The sequence below is a fragment of the Variovorax sp. LjRoot290 genome, assembly GCF_964253985.1.
Lineage (GTDB): Bacteria > Pseudomonadota > Gammaproteobacteria > Burkholderiales > Burkholderiaceae_C > Variovorax.
Window position 1 is genome coordinate 5,642,448 of the sequence record NZ_CAXURW020000001.1, and the last position, 13,751, is coordinate 5,656,198.

General features: G+C 67.8%; 12 protein-coding genes and 2 pseudogenes. 2 read left to right on the top strand and 12 right to left on the bottom strand.

The window, feature by feature from the left end:
• Positions 1 to 233: 233 nt before the first annotated feature.
• Positions 234 to 623 carry a hypothetical protein gene (locus ACSQ9A_RS27835; protein WP_436306069.1) on the bottom strand — a complete coding sequence of 130 codons (390 nt, stop codon included), beginning with the start codon at positions 621 to 623 and terminating at the stop codon, positions 234 to 236.
• Between the two features lie 357 nt (positions 624 to 980).
• Here ACSQ9A_RS27835 and ACSQ9A_RS27840 point away from each other — a divergent pair, with 357 nt between their 5' ends.
• Positions 981 to 1,460 carry an FKBP-type peptidyl-prolyl cis-trans isomerase gene (locus tag ACSQ9A_RS27840; RefSeq protein WP_436306070.1) on the top strand — a complete coding sequence of 160 codons (480 nt, stop codon included), beginning with the start codon at positions 981 to 983 and terminating at the stop codon, positions 1,458 to 1,460.
• Between the two features lie 46 nt (positions 1,461 to 1,506).
• On the opposite strand, the gene ACSQ9A_RS27845 is transcribed toward ACSQ9A_RS27840, so the two are convergent.
• The 5 genes and pseudogenes from ACSQ9A_RS27845 to ACSQ9A_RS27865 form a co-directional block, all read right to left on the bottom strand.
• Positions 1,507 to 1,707 (bottom strand): hypothetical protein, encoded by a 201-nt coding sequence (locus tag ACSQ9A_RS27845; RefSeq protein WP_436306071.1) that lies wholly within the window; start codon positions 1,705 to 1,707, stop codon positions 1,507 to 1,509.
• A gap of 162 nt (positions 1,708 to 1,869) precedes the next feature.
• Positions 1,870 to 2,850 (bottom strand): annotated as a pseudogene (locus ACSQ9A_RS27850) (autotransporter domain-containing protein); the annotation flags it as partial.
• Positions 2,851 to 2,893: 43 nt separating this feature from the next.
• Complete coding sequence (locus tag ACSQ9A_RS27855) at positions 2,894 to 3,256, bottom strand: hypothetical protein (RefSeq protein ID WP_436306385.1); 363 nt, start codon at positions 3,254 to 3,256, stop codon at positions 2,894 to 2,896.
• Between the two features lie 158 nt (positions 3,257 to 3,414).
• A pseudogene (locus ACSQ9A_RS27860) lies at positions 3,415 to 3,501 on the bottom strand (ESPR domain-containing protein); the annotation flags it as partial.
• A gap of 391 nt (positions 3,502 to 3,892) precedes the next feature.
• The gene (locus ACSQ9A_RS27865) at positions 3,893 to 4,219 is read right to left on the bottom strand and encodes a hypothetical protein (protein ID WP_436306072.1); all 327 of its coding nucleotides are present in this window, start codon (positions 4,217 to 4,219) and stop codon (positions 3,893 to 3,895) included.
• A gap of 230 nt (positions 4,220 to 4,449) precedes the next feature.
• Here ACSQ9A_RS27865 and ACSQ9A_RS27870 point away from each other — a divergent pair, with 230 nt between their 5' ends.
• Complete coding sequence (locus tag ACSQ9A_RS27870) at positions 4,450 to 5,523, top strand: pirin family protein (RefSeq protein ID WP_436306073.1); 1,074 nt, start codon at positions 4,450 to 4,452, stop codon at positions 5,521 to 5,523.
• On the opposite strand, the gene ACSQ9A_RS27875 is transcribed toward ACSQ9A_RS27870, so the two are convergent.
• From ACSQ9A_RS27875 to ACSQ9A_RS27900, 6 genes are all read right to left on the bottom strand, one after another.
• The gene (locus ACSQ9A_RS27875; protein WP_436306074.1) at positions 5,520 to 6,776 is read right to left on the bottom strand and encodes an extracellular catalytic domain type 1 short-chain-length polyhydroxyalkanoate depolymerase; all 1,257 of its coding nucleotides are present in this window, start codon (positions 6,774 to 6,776) and stop codon (positions 5,520 to 5,522) included. The genes ACSQ9A_RS27870 and ACSQ9A_RS27875 overlap by 4 nt on opposite strands.
• A gap of 2 nt (positions 6,777 to 6,778) precedes the next feature.
• Positions 6,779 to 7,216 carry a CBS domain-containing protein gene (locus tag ACSQ9A_RS27880; protein WP_093107334.1) on the bottom strand — a complete coding sequence of 146 codons (438 nt, stop codon included), beginning with the start codon at positions 7,214 to 7,216 and terminating at the stop codon, positions 6,779 to 6,781.
• 45 nt (positions 7,217 to 7,261) lie between these two features.
• Entirely contained in the window at positions 7,262 to 8,317 is a 1,056-nt protein-coding gene (locus ACSQ9A_RS27885; protein WP_436294239.1) for a 2-oxoacid:ferredoxin oxidoreductase subunit beta, read from the bottom strand.
• Positions 8,314 to 10,131 carry a 2-oxoacid:acceptor oxidoreductase subunit alpha gene (locus tag ACSQ9A_RS27890; RefSeq protein WP_436306376.1) on the bottom strand — a complete coding sequence of 606 codons (1,818 nt, stop codon included), beginning with the start codon at positions 10,129 to 10,131 and terminating at the stop codon, positions 8,314 to 8,316. Before ACSQ9A_RS27890 ends, ACSQ9A_RS27885 begins: the two co-directional genes overlap by 4 nt.
• 86 nt (positions 10,132 to 10,217) lie before the next feature.
• Positions 10,218 to 12,017 (bottom strand): FAD-dependent oxidoreductase, encoded by a 1,800-nt coding sequence (locus ACSQ9A_RS27895; RefSeq protein WP_093107330.1) that lies wholly within the window; start codon positions 12,015 to 12,017, stop codon positions 10,218 to 10,220.
• A gap of 129 nt (positions 12,018 to 12,146) precedes the next feature.
• A complete protein-coding gene (locus ACSQ9A_RS27900; RefSeq protein ID WP_436306075.1) occupies positions 12,147 to 13,730 on the bottom strand; it encodes an FAD-dependent monooxygenase in 1,584 nt (527 codons plus the stop codon).
• Positions 13,731 to 13,751: the final 21 nt, after the last annotated feature.

Below are 13,751 nucleotides of genomic sequence, written 5' to 3' on the forward strand. Positions count from 1 at the left end.
CTCCGCCGCCACCTCCCCCGCAGCCGACCAACCCAGCCGCCAGTGTCGCCGCGCAGGCGAACGAAATCAAAAGCCTCATGTAGTTCCTCGTGTCGTTGTGGTTTGGGCGCGACCGAATGTGGCCCTCCGCGCCGACCGGGAAGATACATATGGTTTCAGTGGAAAGCAACGATTAATTTAACTTTAGTTTTACTTTCTTGGCGCGGAATTGGAGCGCCCGGTCGGGCGCTCATTCATTCCCCCACGTGGCAGAACGGATGCCAGCGCACGACGGGGTGCTCGCACAGCCCATCGTCGAACACGCGATGGGTCAGGCGCGACGCGAAGTACTCGGAGGTGTCCCAGTCGCGGTCCAGCCATTGCATGGCTTCCATCAATGCTTCGGGGTTCCGCCGGTCGCGGTACTGGTCCAGCAGCGCCGAAGTCAGCCGCCGGCTGGCGTCGGCATCGCCGTTTGCCGCGGCGACGCGAAGTCCGTCGAAATGCGTCGTGGCCACGGGAGCGTGCCGCGGCGGCTCCGCGCGCGGCAAGGCCAGCACCGCCGCGGCCGAAAGGGCCAGCGCAAAACCGACGGCCGCCAAGGTCCTGACAGGACGCGCGCGAAGAGCATCCGTTGCGTTCATGACAGCTTTCCTTTCGCTACCGGGTGTTGGCATCGCGCTTTGGAGCGACGCGCGATGAAATGAATTTTTCTCGTCCGCAGGGCGGCTGGGAATCGCGTCTATGCGCTATCGCCAACGATCTCGCGCGCGGCTAACCGTCAGCGGCCCGAGCGGAGAATGGCCTCAGGGGCAGGCCGCGATGCCCCTCGACAGGCTTCCAGAACGCACGGCTCACATGCGCGCAGCAAATATGTACGGCTCAAGTCAGCAACTGCGATCAGACGCCGTGACCACGACTGCCGGCACCAACGAGCATCACCCGATCAAGGTGAACGAAAATCTGCCCACCTTGCACTCAACCCGCAGCACAACCTTCTCATGAAAATCCAGAAAGACTCCGTCGTCACCCTCCGCTACAAGGTAGCCGACGCCGCCACCAACAAGCTCATCGAAGAGAGCAGCGACCCCATGGTCTATCTGCATGGCGGGTACGACAACACCTTTCCCAAGGTCGAGGCTGCGCTGGAGGACAAGGAGGCCGGCTTCCAGACCACGCTGAACCTGCAGCCCGAAGATGCCTTCGGTGTGCGTGACGAATCACTGGTGCGCACCATCTCGAAAGCCGACTTTCCGCCGGGCGTCAAAGTGGGCGGCCAGCTCGAAGGCCGCAACGACAAGGGCGAGCCGCAGGTCTTCACCGTGATGAAGATCAAGGGCCCGCAAGTGATCCTCGACGGCAACCATCCGTTCGCAGGCAAGGCGCTCAAGTTCAGCGTGACGGTGACCGGCGTGCGCGCCGCGACCGAGGAAGAGATTGCCCATCGCCATGTGCATGGCGAGCACGGGCACCATCACTGAAGCGCGTCGCTCCTCGGCGCATCGGCGAAATGCTTCACTCCGGGAGCTAGCGCGCTCTCGGATTCGGATCGATCCAGAGTTTCGACAATCCCGCCGCCACGCTTTCGCGGCTCTGCGGCGTCCCGGCGCTCGCGGCCTCATCCGCTGCGGCCATGCCGTTCTCCATCGTTTCTGCCTCCGTCGGCTGCGTGCTCACGGGCGGCATCACTGTGGGGTCGATGTCGGGGGGTGGGATGGCGATGGGCATGGCGTGACTCCTTTGCATTGATCGCAAAGTAGCTCTCGCCCGCCTGCGCGACCTGTAGGAAGCCGCCGTGGTCAGAACGGGCGGCCATCCTGGCTTCGTGTCAGACCCACCAGCGCCCGGCTGCCAGCGCAGCTCTTCCGCGTGCTGGACCACAGCCTCGCTCTAAAAGCTCACGCGCAGGCCGATGGTGCCCTGAACCGACGACTTCACCCGGGCGTCGCCGCCGGCGCTGGAGATGCGCCCGACCTCGCCGTACACGGTGGTCGCAGGTGTCAGCGCCAGCGAAAGGCCGGCCGCCACTTCCGTCGCGGTGTAGCCGCTCGCACCGGAGATGACGGTGCTGCCGGTGGTGCCGACGAAGGTCGCCACGTCGGTGCCTGAACTGGCACGGTAGACGCTGAAGCGCGCATAGGGCTGCAGCCGGCCCGCGCCGGTGGGGATGTCGCCCTTGATGCGCACGCCCAGCCGGCCGATCCAGCCTGCTTTGGTGTCCTGATGGACTTGCGCGCCGGCGATCGACACGTCGTCGAAACGTGTTCTTTGGCGGATGAGCTGTGCCTGCGGCTCGATGCTCCAGCTCTCGGTCAGGGCGAAGGACTTGCCGGTTTCTATCGATGCCGAGAAGCTGCGCGCCTTGCCCGACACCGTGAGACCGCCGTCGGGCCGCACGCTGTAGCGGTGCCTGCCGGCTTGCAGCACGGCATCGACATACCAGCCGCTCGCATCGCGCCAGGTGGCATAGCCGCCGAGGTAGCGCGACTGGAGATCGGTGTTGCCGACTCTGCCGAAGGTGCCGCGCGCGTTGCCGTTCACGTCGACGTCCCCGTCCAGCGAGCCGACGTAGAGGCCGGCGCGCCAGTTGTTGCCGGTCAGGAGGTCGGCGCCTGCCTGCAGGCCGCTCACTTGGCCCCGGCTGTGCGGGGCGACGCTGCCTTGCTGGCGGATGTCGAGGTCGGTGTAGACGGCATGCACCCAGACATCGCGGTTGGGCCCCGAATCGCCGACCCGGCGGTTCAGGTTGCCCAGCATGGCGATATCCGCTTGGCGAAGTTGCGCCGGGAGGGCGGAGAAGAGCGGCATTTCGTTCCGATAGACGGGTGCGACAGGGGCAGGCGCGATGGCCTTCTTGTCGGGCTCTGCGGCCGCTGGGGCCGCCGGCTCGCCCTCGGCGGCCGCCGCTGGGGCTTCAGCTGAGGGTGCAGGTGCCGGTGCCGGTGCCGGTGCAGGCGCTGGTGCCGGTGCAGGCGCTGGTGCCGGTGCCGGCGCTGGTGCAGGTGCAGGTGCTGGTGCCGGTGCAGGCGCTGGTGCAGGTGCAGGTGCAGGTGCTGGTGCCGGTGCCGGTGCAGGCGCTGGTGCCGGTGCCGGTGCAGGTGCCGGTGCCGGTGCCGGTGCAGGTGCCGGTGCCGGTGCCGGTGCCGGTGCCGGTGCCGGTGCCGGTGCCGGTGCCGGTGCCGGTGCAGGTGCCGGTGCCGGTGCAGGTGCCGGTGCAGGTGCCGGTGCAGGTGCCGGTGCAGGTGCAGGCGCAGGCGCAGGCGCAGGTGTCGAGCACTTGGCGTTGCCGACATCCTTGTCGTTGCCGCAGTTCGCCGCCGACGCGGTACCTGCGAAGGCGAGAAGCGCCACCGCCACACAAGCCTGCAGCCCCTTGGCCCGCGCAAACTCAGGCGCTTGGAGTTGCAGATCGGGAACCGGGGTGCCGGTCGCCGCCGACTTGCCGACGCCTGTTGCCAGCTCCGATGCCACAGCCCAAAGACCCTTGGCGGCATTCCAAATGATCCTGAAAACGCGGTTCATATCGTCTCCTCCATCCCCCGCCAAAGCGGTAATTGAATACTTTTGACTTTAGTACCGAGGTATTCATTTTCTAAGGAAGGAGTTCACACAATCGGTTACAGAACCGTGTCTTGGCGTCGAAAATGCTATGGTTTGGATAGCAACCAGGGCTGATCCCACGAGCATTCGTGAGATTTTTCACATTGCGGAGGGTGTGGCGCGCGCCCTGGAGGGGCGGCAAGAAGGGCCGGGAAATGAAACCCGGCGCTCGGCCACGCGAGCGCCGCCCAAGGCGCCGGCCTGGGTGCTATGAGATCAGGCGAAAGCCGGCGTCAGACGCGCTTCGCTGGCGCCGGCAAGGGTCAGGTTGTCGTCGCGCGACTGTTTGGAGCCGGGCGCAAACCGGCAGTTGTCAGACCCACCAGCGACCGGCTGCCAGCGCGGTGGCCAGGGCGATGGGGCTGGTGCTCTCGGTGGCACACCAGGCGAGCTGCGACACCTCGCCGCCGCCGGGCACGCTGGACGCAGCCATCAGCGCGAAGGTGCAGATGCCAAGGGCGTAGTAGCCCATCACGGCGAGGAAGGGGACGGCAAATCCCATCACGGGGCCGCGCGCCTTGCGCTGGGCGGCGGCCAGGCTCGGCAGCGGCACTTCGGCATGCTGCCTGGCAGCGGTCCCCTTTGCAGGCCGCTCGCGCATCTCGAAATAGCTGTGCTGCAGTTGCTGTTCGGTGTTCATGCACGTCGTTGTTGTTTGTGGGGATCGATGGCTCCGCCGCGCGAATTGTGAACGGATCGGCGTGGCGTCCATCCAACGAACAGCCGGGATTTTCCCCTTCTGTTGTTCCGCAGATGGTGCGACTGCGTTCCACCGGCCGCACTTCAGGAACAGGGCGCCACCCCCACATGTGAGGGATCGCTCCTCTCGCATCGAACAGAATGAGCGCCCCGCAAGAAAGCACGCACGCCATGACCGCCACCGCCACTGCCACTGTCACCACCAGCCCCATCGTCCAGATCAAGGCCCTCGGCTTCCCCTGGGAGACCATCGACCCCTTCCTGTTCTGCGCCTACCACGACGACGCCTACCCCAAAGCCAACGCGCAGATGGGGCCCGATGCCTCGCTGGCCGGGCGCGACCTGGGCCAGGACTTCAGCCGCAAGGACGGCTGGAGCATGTACCACGGCAACCCCGTGCCGGGCTTCCCGGGGCATCCGCACCGCGGCTTCGAGACGGTGACCATCGTGCGCAAGGGGCTGATCGATCATTCCGATTCGCTCGGCGCGACCGCGCGCTTCGGCGGCGGCGATGTGCAGTGGCTCACGGCCGGCAAGGGCGTCGTGCATTCGGAGATGTTCCCGCTGCTCGATGCTTCCGCGCCCAACCCGCTGGAGCTGTTCCAGATCTGGCTCAACCTGCCGGCGCGCAACAAGATGGTCGAGCCGCATTTCACGATGTTCTGGGCCGAAGACATCCCGCGCTTCACCGCGATGGATGCCGACGGCCATGCGACCGAGGTCGCGGTCGTCGCGGGCCGTGTCGCGCCGGTGGACGGCGAGCCGGGCGCCGGCGGGCCGCTGGCGCCGCCGCCCGATTCGTGGGCCGCAGAGGCCGATGCGGACATCGCGATCTGGACGATCCGCATGGAACCCCATGCCTGCTGGATGCTGCCTGCCGCGCACGGCGAGGACACGCGGCGCAACCTGTATTTCTTCAAGGGCCGCTCGGTCAGCGTGGCGGGCCGGAAGATCGAGAACCACGCCGCCATCGAGCTGCACGCCGACGCCAGGGTGGAGCTGATCAACGGCGACGAGCCGAGCGAGTTCCTGCTGCTGCAGGGCCGCCCGATCGGCGAGCCGGTGGCGCAGTACGGCCCCTTCGTGATGAACACGCAGACCGAGATCGCGCAAGCCATGGCCGACTACCGCCGCACGCAGTTCGGCGGCTGGCCCTGGCCCGACATGGCGCCGGTGCACGGGCGCGATCCGGCGCGCTTTGCGCGGCATCCGGACGGGCGCGAAGAGAAGCCGCTGGAGTCTTAGCAACCCGCCGGCGGCTGCACGAACCAGCGCCCGCCTGCCCCTTGGTGCAGGTCCACGCGCGTAAAGAAGAAATCCCAGGCGAAGCCGATGTCGCGCATGTCGCCGGTCGAGATCGCACGCAGGCTGAAGAGGCCGCCGGCTGTCGCGCGGCCCGCCGAGACGTGGGCGCCCGGCGCAGCGCTCACGGTGTTGCAGCTCGGGGGCGGAGGCGGTGGGGGTGGCGGCCCGCTGGTATCGGCCGCATGGCGCGAGAAGAAGTCCCAGACGATGTCGGGGTAGCTCGGCCCGCGCTGCAAGGCCCATCGGCCGTCGCGGCCGTTCTGGCCGCCGATCCAGTAGTGGCCGTGGTCGGTGTCGCCGGGGTCGGGCGTGACCGTGGGACCGTTGTAGAACACGGTCTCGACCAGCGAGCGGCTGCCCGGCTGGGCGTCGACGGTGTAGAAGACCTGCTGGCAGTTGTAGTCGGAGCCGTTGACCGGGGTGCAGGCACGCTCCCGCGCCTGTGCTTCGGGCGGGCTGTTGTGCAAGGCGTCGCCGTTGAGCAGCAGCTGCGCATCGCGCATGTTGCGGCCGGCGGGCTGGATCACGGTGCAGTCCTGGTTGTTCTGCAACACCATCAATGGGATCGGGTAGCTCGCATTGCGCTCGCGCTGCATGTCGGCCACCACCTGGCTCACGGCATGAAAAGTGGCGCTGCCGGGGCAGCCCGAGAAGGACACCGAGGCCGCGTCCTCGCCATAGGGCAGGCCCGAGGCACTGGCCGCGGCCGCGAAGTACTCGTTGTGCGTGACCGAGAGCACCACCGCCATGGCGCCGCCCGATGAGAGCCCGGTGACGTAGCGCCGCTTCGGGTCGATGCCAAAGCGCGATTCGACCTGCCGCGCGATCTGGTGCAGGTCTTCGGGCTCGCCGCGGCCCTGGTGGCGGTGCTGGTCGAGCCAGAAACCCCAGCAGTTGGTGTTGCGCAGCCCGTCGTAGCTGGTGATGAAGGGCGCGACGAGGATGAAGCGGAAGCGGTCCGCGGCCGCCACCAGGCCCCAGTCGCGCAGCACGTCGTCATGCGTCTGCTGGCAGCCGTGCAGCGCCATCACCATCGGCGCCGGGGCCGTGAGGCCGTCCGGCACATAGACCTTGTATTGCCGCTCGCGCGAGCCCGAATAGCTTTGCGGGCTCAGCGTGAACGCGCTGGTGGTGCCGGCCTCGGCCTGCAGCGCGGCGAGCAACAGCAGGAGGGCGGCGGCGACCCAGCGCATTCCTAGCCCAGAACGTCGTTCACCTGCTCGTTGAATTCGGCCTGGCTCAGCGCCGCGCCGATTTCCCGCGGCAGCGCATCGCGCACCGAGAACACGCCGAGGATCTTCGTCCCCGCCACCAGCGGCAGGTGGCGGAAACCCCGCTCGAGCATCATCACGACGGCGTCGGACACCAGCGTTTCCGGCGGCACGCAGATCGGGTTGGGCGTCATGACCTCGCGCGCCGTGGTGCGCTCCGGATCGAGCCCCCGGGCCAGCACCCGTGTCATCAGGTCGCGCTCGGTCAGGATACCCAGCAGGGTCTCCGGCGGCTCGATGATGAGCACGCTGCCGCAGTTGGCGTGCGTCATCACGCCCGCAGCTTCGCGCACGCTGGCCTGCGGGCCCAAGCAGGTCACATGCTTGCGCGAGATGGACTGGAAAACGGTACGTTCATCCATGGTGCACCCTCCTGCGGAACGCGCTATGTTGCGACGGACCTTCGCTTAGCGCAAGGTGGCGTTGAGCCGCTCCAGCGCACCGGCGCCGGGGCACAGCTCGGCGGGCCCCAGCGTGTTGAGCGGCCGCTCGCTGGTGTTGAGCGCCGTGTGCAGATCGGTGGCCAGCGGATCGACGTAGAGCAGGCCCGTCACCACTTCGCCCATTTCCTGGTGCCGCTGCATGTAGGCCATGGCGGCGTAGCGGTCGCCGGGGTTGTAGTCGGGATGCAGGCTGCGCAGCCGCAGCAGCGTGCCGTCGTGCTGGCGCACGTCCATCACTTCGCCCGGCGCCATGTCCACGGTGATTTCCTGGCGCTCATGGATGAAGTCGATGCGGCTCACCGCCTCGTTGTGTTCGCGCACGTAGTCGTAGCTCTTGGTGCTGCCGGGGTGGTTGTTGAAGGCGACGCAGGGGCTGATCACATCGATGAACGCGGCCCCGCCGTGGCTGATCGCACCCTTGATCAGCGGCACCAGCTGCGCCTTGTTGCCCGAAAACCCGCGCCCCACGTAGCTGGCGCCCAGCTGCAGCGCCATGGCCACCAGATCCACCGGGCTGTCGCTGTTGACGACGCCCTTCTTGCTCTTGGAGCCCTGGTCGGCGGTGGCCGAGAACTGGCCCTTGGTCAGGCCGTAGACCCCGTTGTTCTCCACGATGTAGGCCATGCGCACGCCGCGCCGCATGGCGTGGGCGAACTGGCCCAGGCCGATGGAAGCCGAGTCGCCGTCGCCCGAAACGCCCAGGTAGAGCAGATCGCGGTTGGCCAGGTTGGCGCCGGTCAGCACGCTGGGCATGCGGCCGTGCACCGTGTTGAAGCCGTGCGAGGCGCCCAGAAAATAGTCCGGCGTCTTGGAGCTGCAGCCGATGCCCGAGAGCTTGGCCACGCGATGCGGCTCGATGTCCAGCTCCCAGCAGGCCTCGATGATGGCGGCGGAGATCGAGTCGTGGCCGCAGCCGGCGCACAGCGTGGAGATCTTGCCCTCGTAGTCGCGCCGCGTGTAGCCGACCTTGTTGGTGGCCAGCGTCGGGTGGCGCAGCTTGGGCTTGGCGAGGTAGGTCATGCGGGCTCCTTGGCGAGATGGGCGCTGATCGCCTGGACCACGAAACGCGCCGTGATGGGTGTGCCGTCGAAATGCAGCACGGGGACCAGCCTGGCCGGATCGATGCCGAGCTCGTTGACCAGCAGGCTGCGCATCTGGCCGTCGCGGTTCTGCTCGACCACGAACACTTGGCGGTGCCGCGCGAGGAACTGCGCCACGCTGTCCGGGAAGGGAAAGGCGCGCAGCCGCAGCGCGTCCAGGTGGACGCCGCGTTCGGCCAGCTCCTCCAGCGCCTCCTGCATGGCCGGGCTGGTCGAGCCGAAATAGATCACGCCCAGGTCCGTCTTTTCGGCGGCCAGCCGCAGCATCGGCTGCGGCACCAGGGTGGCCGCGGTCGCGAACTTCTTCAAGAGCCGCTCCATGTTGTAGATGTAGTCGGGGCCGCGCTCGGAATACCGCGCGTAGGCGTCGCGCGTCGTGCCGCGGGTGAAGAAGCTGCCCTTGGTCGGGTGCGTGCCCGGCAGCGTGCGCCAGGGGATGCCGTCGCCGTCCACGTCCTTGTAGCGGCCGAAGTCCCGGCCTGCCTCCAGCTCTTCGGCGCTCATGACCTTGCCGCGGTCGTAGGCCCGGCTGTCGTCCCAGGCAAAGGGCGCGCACAGGCGCTGGTTCATGCCGATGTCCAGGTCCGTCATCAGGAACACCGGCGTCTGCAGCCGGTCGGCCAGGTCCAGCGCCGCCGCCGCGTGCTCGAAGCACTCGTGCGGATCCTCGGGGAACAGCAGCACGTGCTTGGTGTCGCCGTGCGAGGCGTAGGCGCAGGACAGGATGTCGGCCTGCTGGGTGCGCGTGGGCATGCCGGTGGAAGGTCCGCCGCGCTGCACGTTGATGAGGGTGACCGGAATCTCGGCAAAGTAGGCCAGGCCGATGAATTCGGCCATCAGGGAAATGCCCGGCCCCGAGGTCGCCGTGAAGGCCCGTGCGCCGTTCCAGCCGGCGCCGACCACCATGCCGATCGAGGCGAGCTCGTCTTCCGCCTGCACGATGGCGAAGCGGTTCTGGCCGTTGGCCGGATCGACGCGGAATTTGGTGCAGTACTTCTGGAAAGCCTCGGCCACCGACGACGAGGGCGTGATCGGATACCAGGCCGCGACCGTGGCGCCGCCATACACGCAGCCCAGGGCCGCGGCGCTGTTGCCGTCCACGAAGATCCGGTTGCCCACCCGGTCGGCGCGCCGCACCTGCAGCCCGAGGGGCTCGCCGCGCAGATGCTCCCTGGCGAAGTCGCAGCCCAGGTGCAGCGCCTGGACATTGGAGGCCAGTAGCTTTTCCTTGCCCTTGTACTGCTCGCCGAACAGCTTCTCGACCACCTCCGGCTCGATGCCCAGCAGGATGGCCAGGGCGCCCACGTAGACGATGTTCTTGAACAGCTGGCGCTGGCGCGGATCGTGGTAGACGGCGTTGCAGATCTCGGTCAGCGGCATGCCGATCACGCGGATGTCGTCGCGGAATTTCGACGGCGGCAGCGGCCGCGTGCTGTCGTAGAACAGGTAGCCGCCGGGCTCCAGCTCGGCCACGTCGGCGTCCCAGGTCTGCGGGTTCATCGCCACCATCATGTCGGTGCCGCCGCGCCGCCCCATGTGGCCGCGCTCGGTCACGCGCACCTCGTACCAGGTCGGCAGGCCCTGGATGTTGCTGGGGAAGATGTTGCGCGGGCTCACCGGCACGCCCATGCGCAGGATGGCCTTGGCGAACAGCTCGTTGGCCGAGGCCGAACCCGAGCCGTTGACGTTGGCGAACTTGATGACGAAATCGTTGACCGCCTCGATTTGTGAGATGGCCCCCACGCTCGCCACTTCGTGTGCTTCCCTGCCCCCCGAGGGGGCTTTCCCGCCTTCGGGCGGCCGTGCTGCGGGAATGGCGCTCATGCCGTCACCTCCTGCCCTGCGGGCGTCATCTTCAGCAGGAACTTCTGCATGTCCCAGGCCCCCGTGGGGCAACGCTCGGCGCACAGGCCGCAGTGCAGGCAGACGTCTTCGTCCTTGACCATCACCCTGCCTGTCTTGAGCCCGCCGGAGACATACAGATCCTGCGCCAGGTTGAGCGCCGGCGCCTTCAGCCGGGCCCGCAGTTCGCTCTCCTCGCCGTTGGCGGTGAAGCTGATGCAGTCCATCGGACAGATGTCCACGCAGGCATCGCATTCGATGCAGGCGGCCTCGGTGAACACGGTCTGCACGTCGCAGTTCAGGCAGCGCTCGGCCTCCTTGAAGGCGGTGGCGGCGTCGAAGCCCAGTTCCACCTCCACCCGGATGCTGGCCAGCGCCTTCTCGGCCTTGGCCCAGGGAACCTTGTAGCGCAGGTCGTTCGAGGTGTCGTTGTCGTAGCTCCACTCGTGGATGCCCATCTTCTGCGACACCAGGTTGGTCATGGGCGGCGGGCGGACAGTGACCGGCTGGCCATGCAGCAGCCGGTCGATCGACACCGCGGCCTCGTGCCCATGGGCCACGGCCCAGATGATGTTCTTGGGGCCGAAGGCCGCATCGCCGCCGAAGAACACCTGGGGCACCGTGGACTGGAAGGTGTTCTTGTCCAACGTGGGCAGTCCATGGTTGTCGAAGTCGATGCCGCAGTCGCGCTCGATCCAGGGGAAGGCGTTTTCCTGCCCCACCGCCACCAGCACCTCGTCGCATTCGAAGAAGGCATCCGGCTCGCCGCTGGGCACCAGCGTGCGACGGCCCTTGTCGTCGTACTCCGCGCGGACGATCTCGAAGCGCATGCCCAGCAGCTTGCCGTTGTCGTGGACGAAGGCCTTCGGTACATGGAAGTTGATGATGGGAATGCCTTCGTGCTGGGCGTCCTCCTTTTCCCAGGGCGAGGCCTTCATCTCCTCGAAGCCGCTGCGCACGATGACCTTCACGTCGGTGCCGCCCAGGCGGCGGGCCGAGCGGCAGCAATCCATCGCCGTGTTGCCGCCGCCCAGCACGATCACGCGCTGGCCGATGCTTGTCACGTGGCCGAAGGAGACGGAGTTCAGCCAGTCGATGCCGATGTGGATGCCGGCCGCCGCCTCCTGGCGCCCGGGAAGTTCGAGGTTGCGCCCGCGCGGCGCGCCGCAGCCGACGAAGATGGCGTCCCACCCCTGCGCCAGCAGGGCCTTCATCGAGTCGATGGGCTCGCCGCCGCGGAACTCCACGCCCAGGTCCAGGATGTAGCCCGTCTCCTCGTCGATCACCGACTCGGGCAGGCGAAAGTGCGGGATCTGCGTGCGCATGAAACCGCCGGCCTTGGCGTCGCTGTCGAACACCGTCACTTCATAGCCCAGCGGCGCCAGGTCGCGCGCGACGGTGAGCGAGGCCGGCCCGGCGCCCACGCAGGCGATGCGCTTGCCGTTCCTGGGCGCCACCGCCGGCATGCGCGAACGCACGTCGTCCTTCATGTCGGCCGCCACGCGCTTGAGCCGGCAGATCGCCACCGGCTCGGGCTTGCTGGCGTTGCTCTCCTCCACCCGCCCACGCCGGCAGGCCGGCTCGCAGGGCCGGTCGCAGGTGCGCCCCAGGATGCCGGGGAAGACGTTGGAGACCCAGTTGATCATGTAGGCGTCGCCGTAGCGGCGCTGCGCGATCATGCGGATGTATTCGGGGACGGGGGTGTGCGCCGGACAGGCGTACTGGCAATCGACGACCTTGTGGAAATAGGCCGGGTTGGCAATGTTGGTTCGCTGCAAAGCGTGTCTCCTGTCTGCCGCCCGGGGCTCCCCGGGGAGGAGCCGGCTCGGGTCTGCCGCCAGTATGCGCCGCTCAGGACGGCACAAATCCTTGGTGAAATCCCGCAGCACGCCAGGGCCGATCGAAGTTCAGTTCGCCGCCATCGCAGGTGTCATGAACTTCAGACGCTCCTCGGCGTAGCGCGCGACGGCCGCAGGCGCAAGCCGCCGCCCGCAGAGCGCGACATGGCCGTCGGGACGCACGAGATAGAAGGAAGGCCGCGCAATCTTCTGGCGCTCCAGTTCCGCGTCGTTGACCGGATCGGCCGGGATCACGTGCACCCGCAGCAGCTCGCCGAGGCCCGTCGCGCTGCCCGCAGGCAGGTCCTGTCCGAACACGAGCAGATGGAAGTGCGTGTCCGCGAGCTTGTCGAACGAATCCTCGACCGGCCCGTCCGCGGCAAAGCGCAGATACAGCCAGGGGAAGCGATCGCCGGCGCTCGGCGCATCGGACGGCAGCGCGTCCAGCGCTGCCGACAGCGGGCCCGCGCGGTAGTGGATGCCGGTTTGCGAGACGGTGCGGAACGCGAGCTTCTGCACGCGTTCGCGGCCCATCGCGAAGGCGGCGAGCCGGGCCAGCACCCGCGTGCGCAGCAGGCCGGCGAACGGCGCGTCGGAGACCACCACCCTGAAGCCCCGGTCGGTCGTCTCGAGCAGGCGCCGCGCGACTGGGAGGCGCTCGGCCTCGTAGGAGTCGAGCAGCGTCTCGCCGGCTTTGCCCTCGACCACCAGCGCGATCTTCCATGCCAGGTTGTAGGCATCCTGCAGGCCGGTGTTCATGCCCTGGGCGCCCACCGGGCTGTGGATATGGGCCGCATCGCCGAGCAGGAAGCAGCGACGATCCCGGAAGCGCGACGCGCTGCGGTGGTGGATGCGGTAGGTGGAGAACCAGGTGCACGCCTTGAAAGACAGCCCGGTGCCGGCCTCGGCGTGCAAGGAAGGAATCACGTCCTCGAAGCGCGCGTCGTCCTTGCCGCGCAGCTCGGGCGGCAGGATGCCGACGATGCGCCAGTGGTCTTTGCCGCGCATCGGGAAGAGCAGGTGGAAGCCTTTCCTCCACAAATACACGTTGACCTCGTCGGGGACCATGCCGCCCGTCATCTCCACGTCGGCGACGAAGAACACGTGTTCGTAGGGGGCGCCGGGAAAGCCGATGCGGTTCATCTCGCGCACCGCGCTGCGCGCCCCGTCGCAGCCGGCCATCCAGGTGGCGTCGATGCGGCGGATCGTGCCGCCGGCAACTCGGAGCGTCGCCGTCACATGGCCGGGCTCCTGAGCGAGCTCGATCATCTCGGTGTTCCAGTGCACCGCCAGGCCCCAGTCGCTCAACCGGTCGCCCATGATCCGTTCGTTGTCGTCCTGCCCGAGGATCAGGATGTACGGGTACGGGGTCACGCGTGCGCCGGCTTCGCCCAGGGGCACGCGCGCCATCTTCCGCCCTTCGGCCCACATGTTGGCGCCGGTGCCACGCTTGCCGAGTTCGAGCGCGCGCTCGGCGATCCCGAGCTGGGCGTAGATCTCCAGCGTGCGCGCCTGCACGCCGAGCGCCCGGGTCTGCAGCGAGGGCCCGGCGTGCCGGTCGATGATCACGGTGCGAACGCCGCGCCGGCCGAGCTGATTGGCGAGCATCAGGCCGGTGGGGCCGGCGCCGACGATCAGGACATCGCAATCCATGGCGGTCTCCTTGTTCTTTTG

Coding starts and splice junctions, on each gene's coding strand:
- ACSQ9A_RS27835 (WP_436306069.1), bottom strand. CDS start 623: ATGAACGCAACGGATGCTCTTCGCGCGCGTCCTGTCAGGACCTTGGCG.
- ACSQ9A_RS27840 (WP_436306070.1), top strand. CDS start 981: ATGAAAATCCAGAAAGACTCCGTCGTCACCCTCCGCTACAAGGTAGCC.
- ACSQ9A_RS27845 (WP_436306071.1), bottom strand. CDS start 1,707: ATGCCCATCGCCATCCCACCCCCCGACATCGACCCCACAGTGATGCCG.
- ACSQ9A_RS27865 (WP_436306072.1), bottom strand. CDS start 4,219: ATGAACACCGAACAGCAACTGCAGCACAGCTATTTCGAGATGCGCGAG.
- ACSQ9A_RS27870 (WP_436306073.1), top strand. CDS start 4,450: ATGACCGCCACCGCCACTGCCACTGTCACCACCAGCCCCATCGTCCAG.
- ACSQ9A_RS27875 (WP_436306074.1), bottom strand. CDS start 6,776: ATGCGCTGGGTCGCCGCCGCCCTCCTGCTGTTGCTCGCCGCGCTGCAG.
- ACSQ9A_RS27880 (WP_093107334.1), bottom strand. CDS start 7,216: ATGGATGAACGTACCGTTTTCCAGTCCATCTCGCGCAAGCATGTGACC.
- ACSQ9A_RS27885 (WP_436294239.1), bottom strand. CDS start 8,317: ATGACCTACCTCGCCAAGCCCAAGCTGCGCCACCCGACGCTGGCCACC.
- ACSQ9A_RS27900 (WP_436306075.1), bottom strand. CDS start 13,730: ATGGATTGCGATGTCCTGATCGTCGGCGCCGGCCCCACCGGCCTGATG.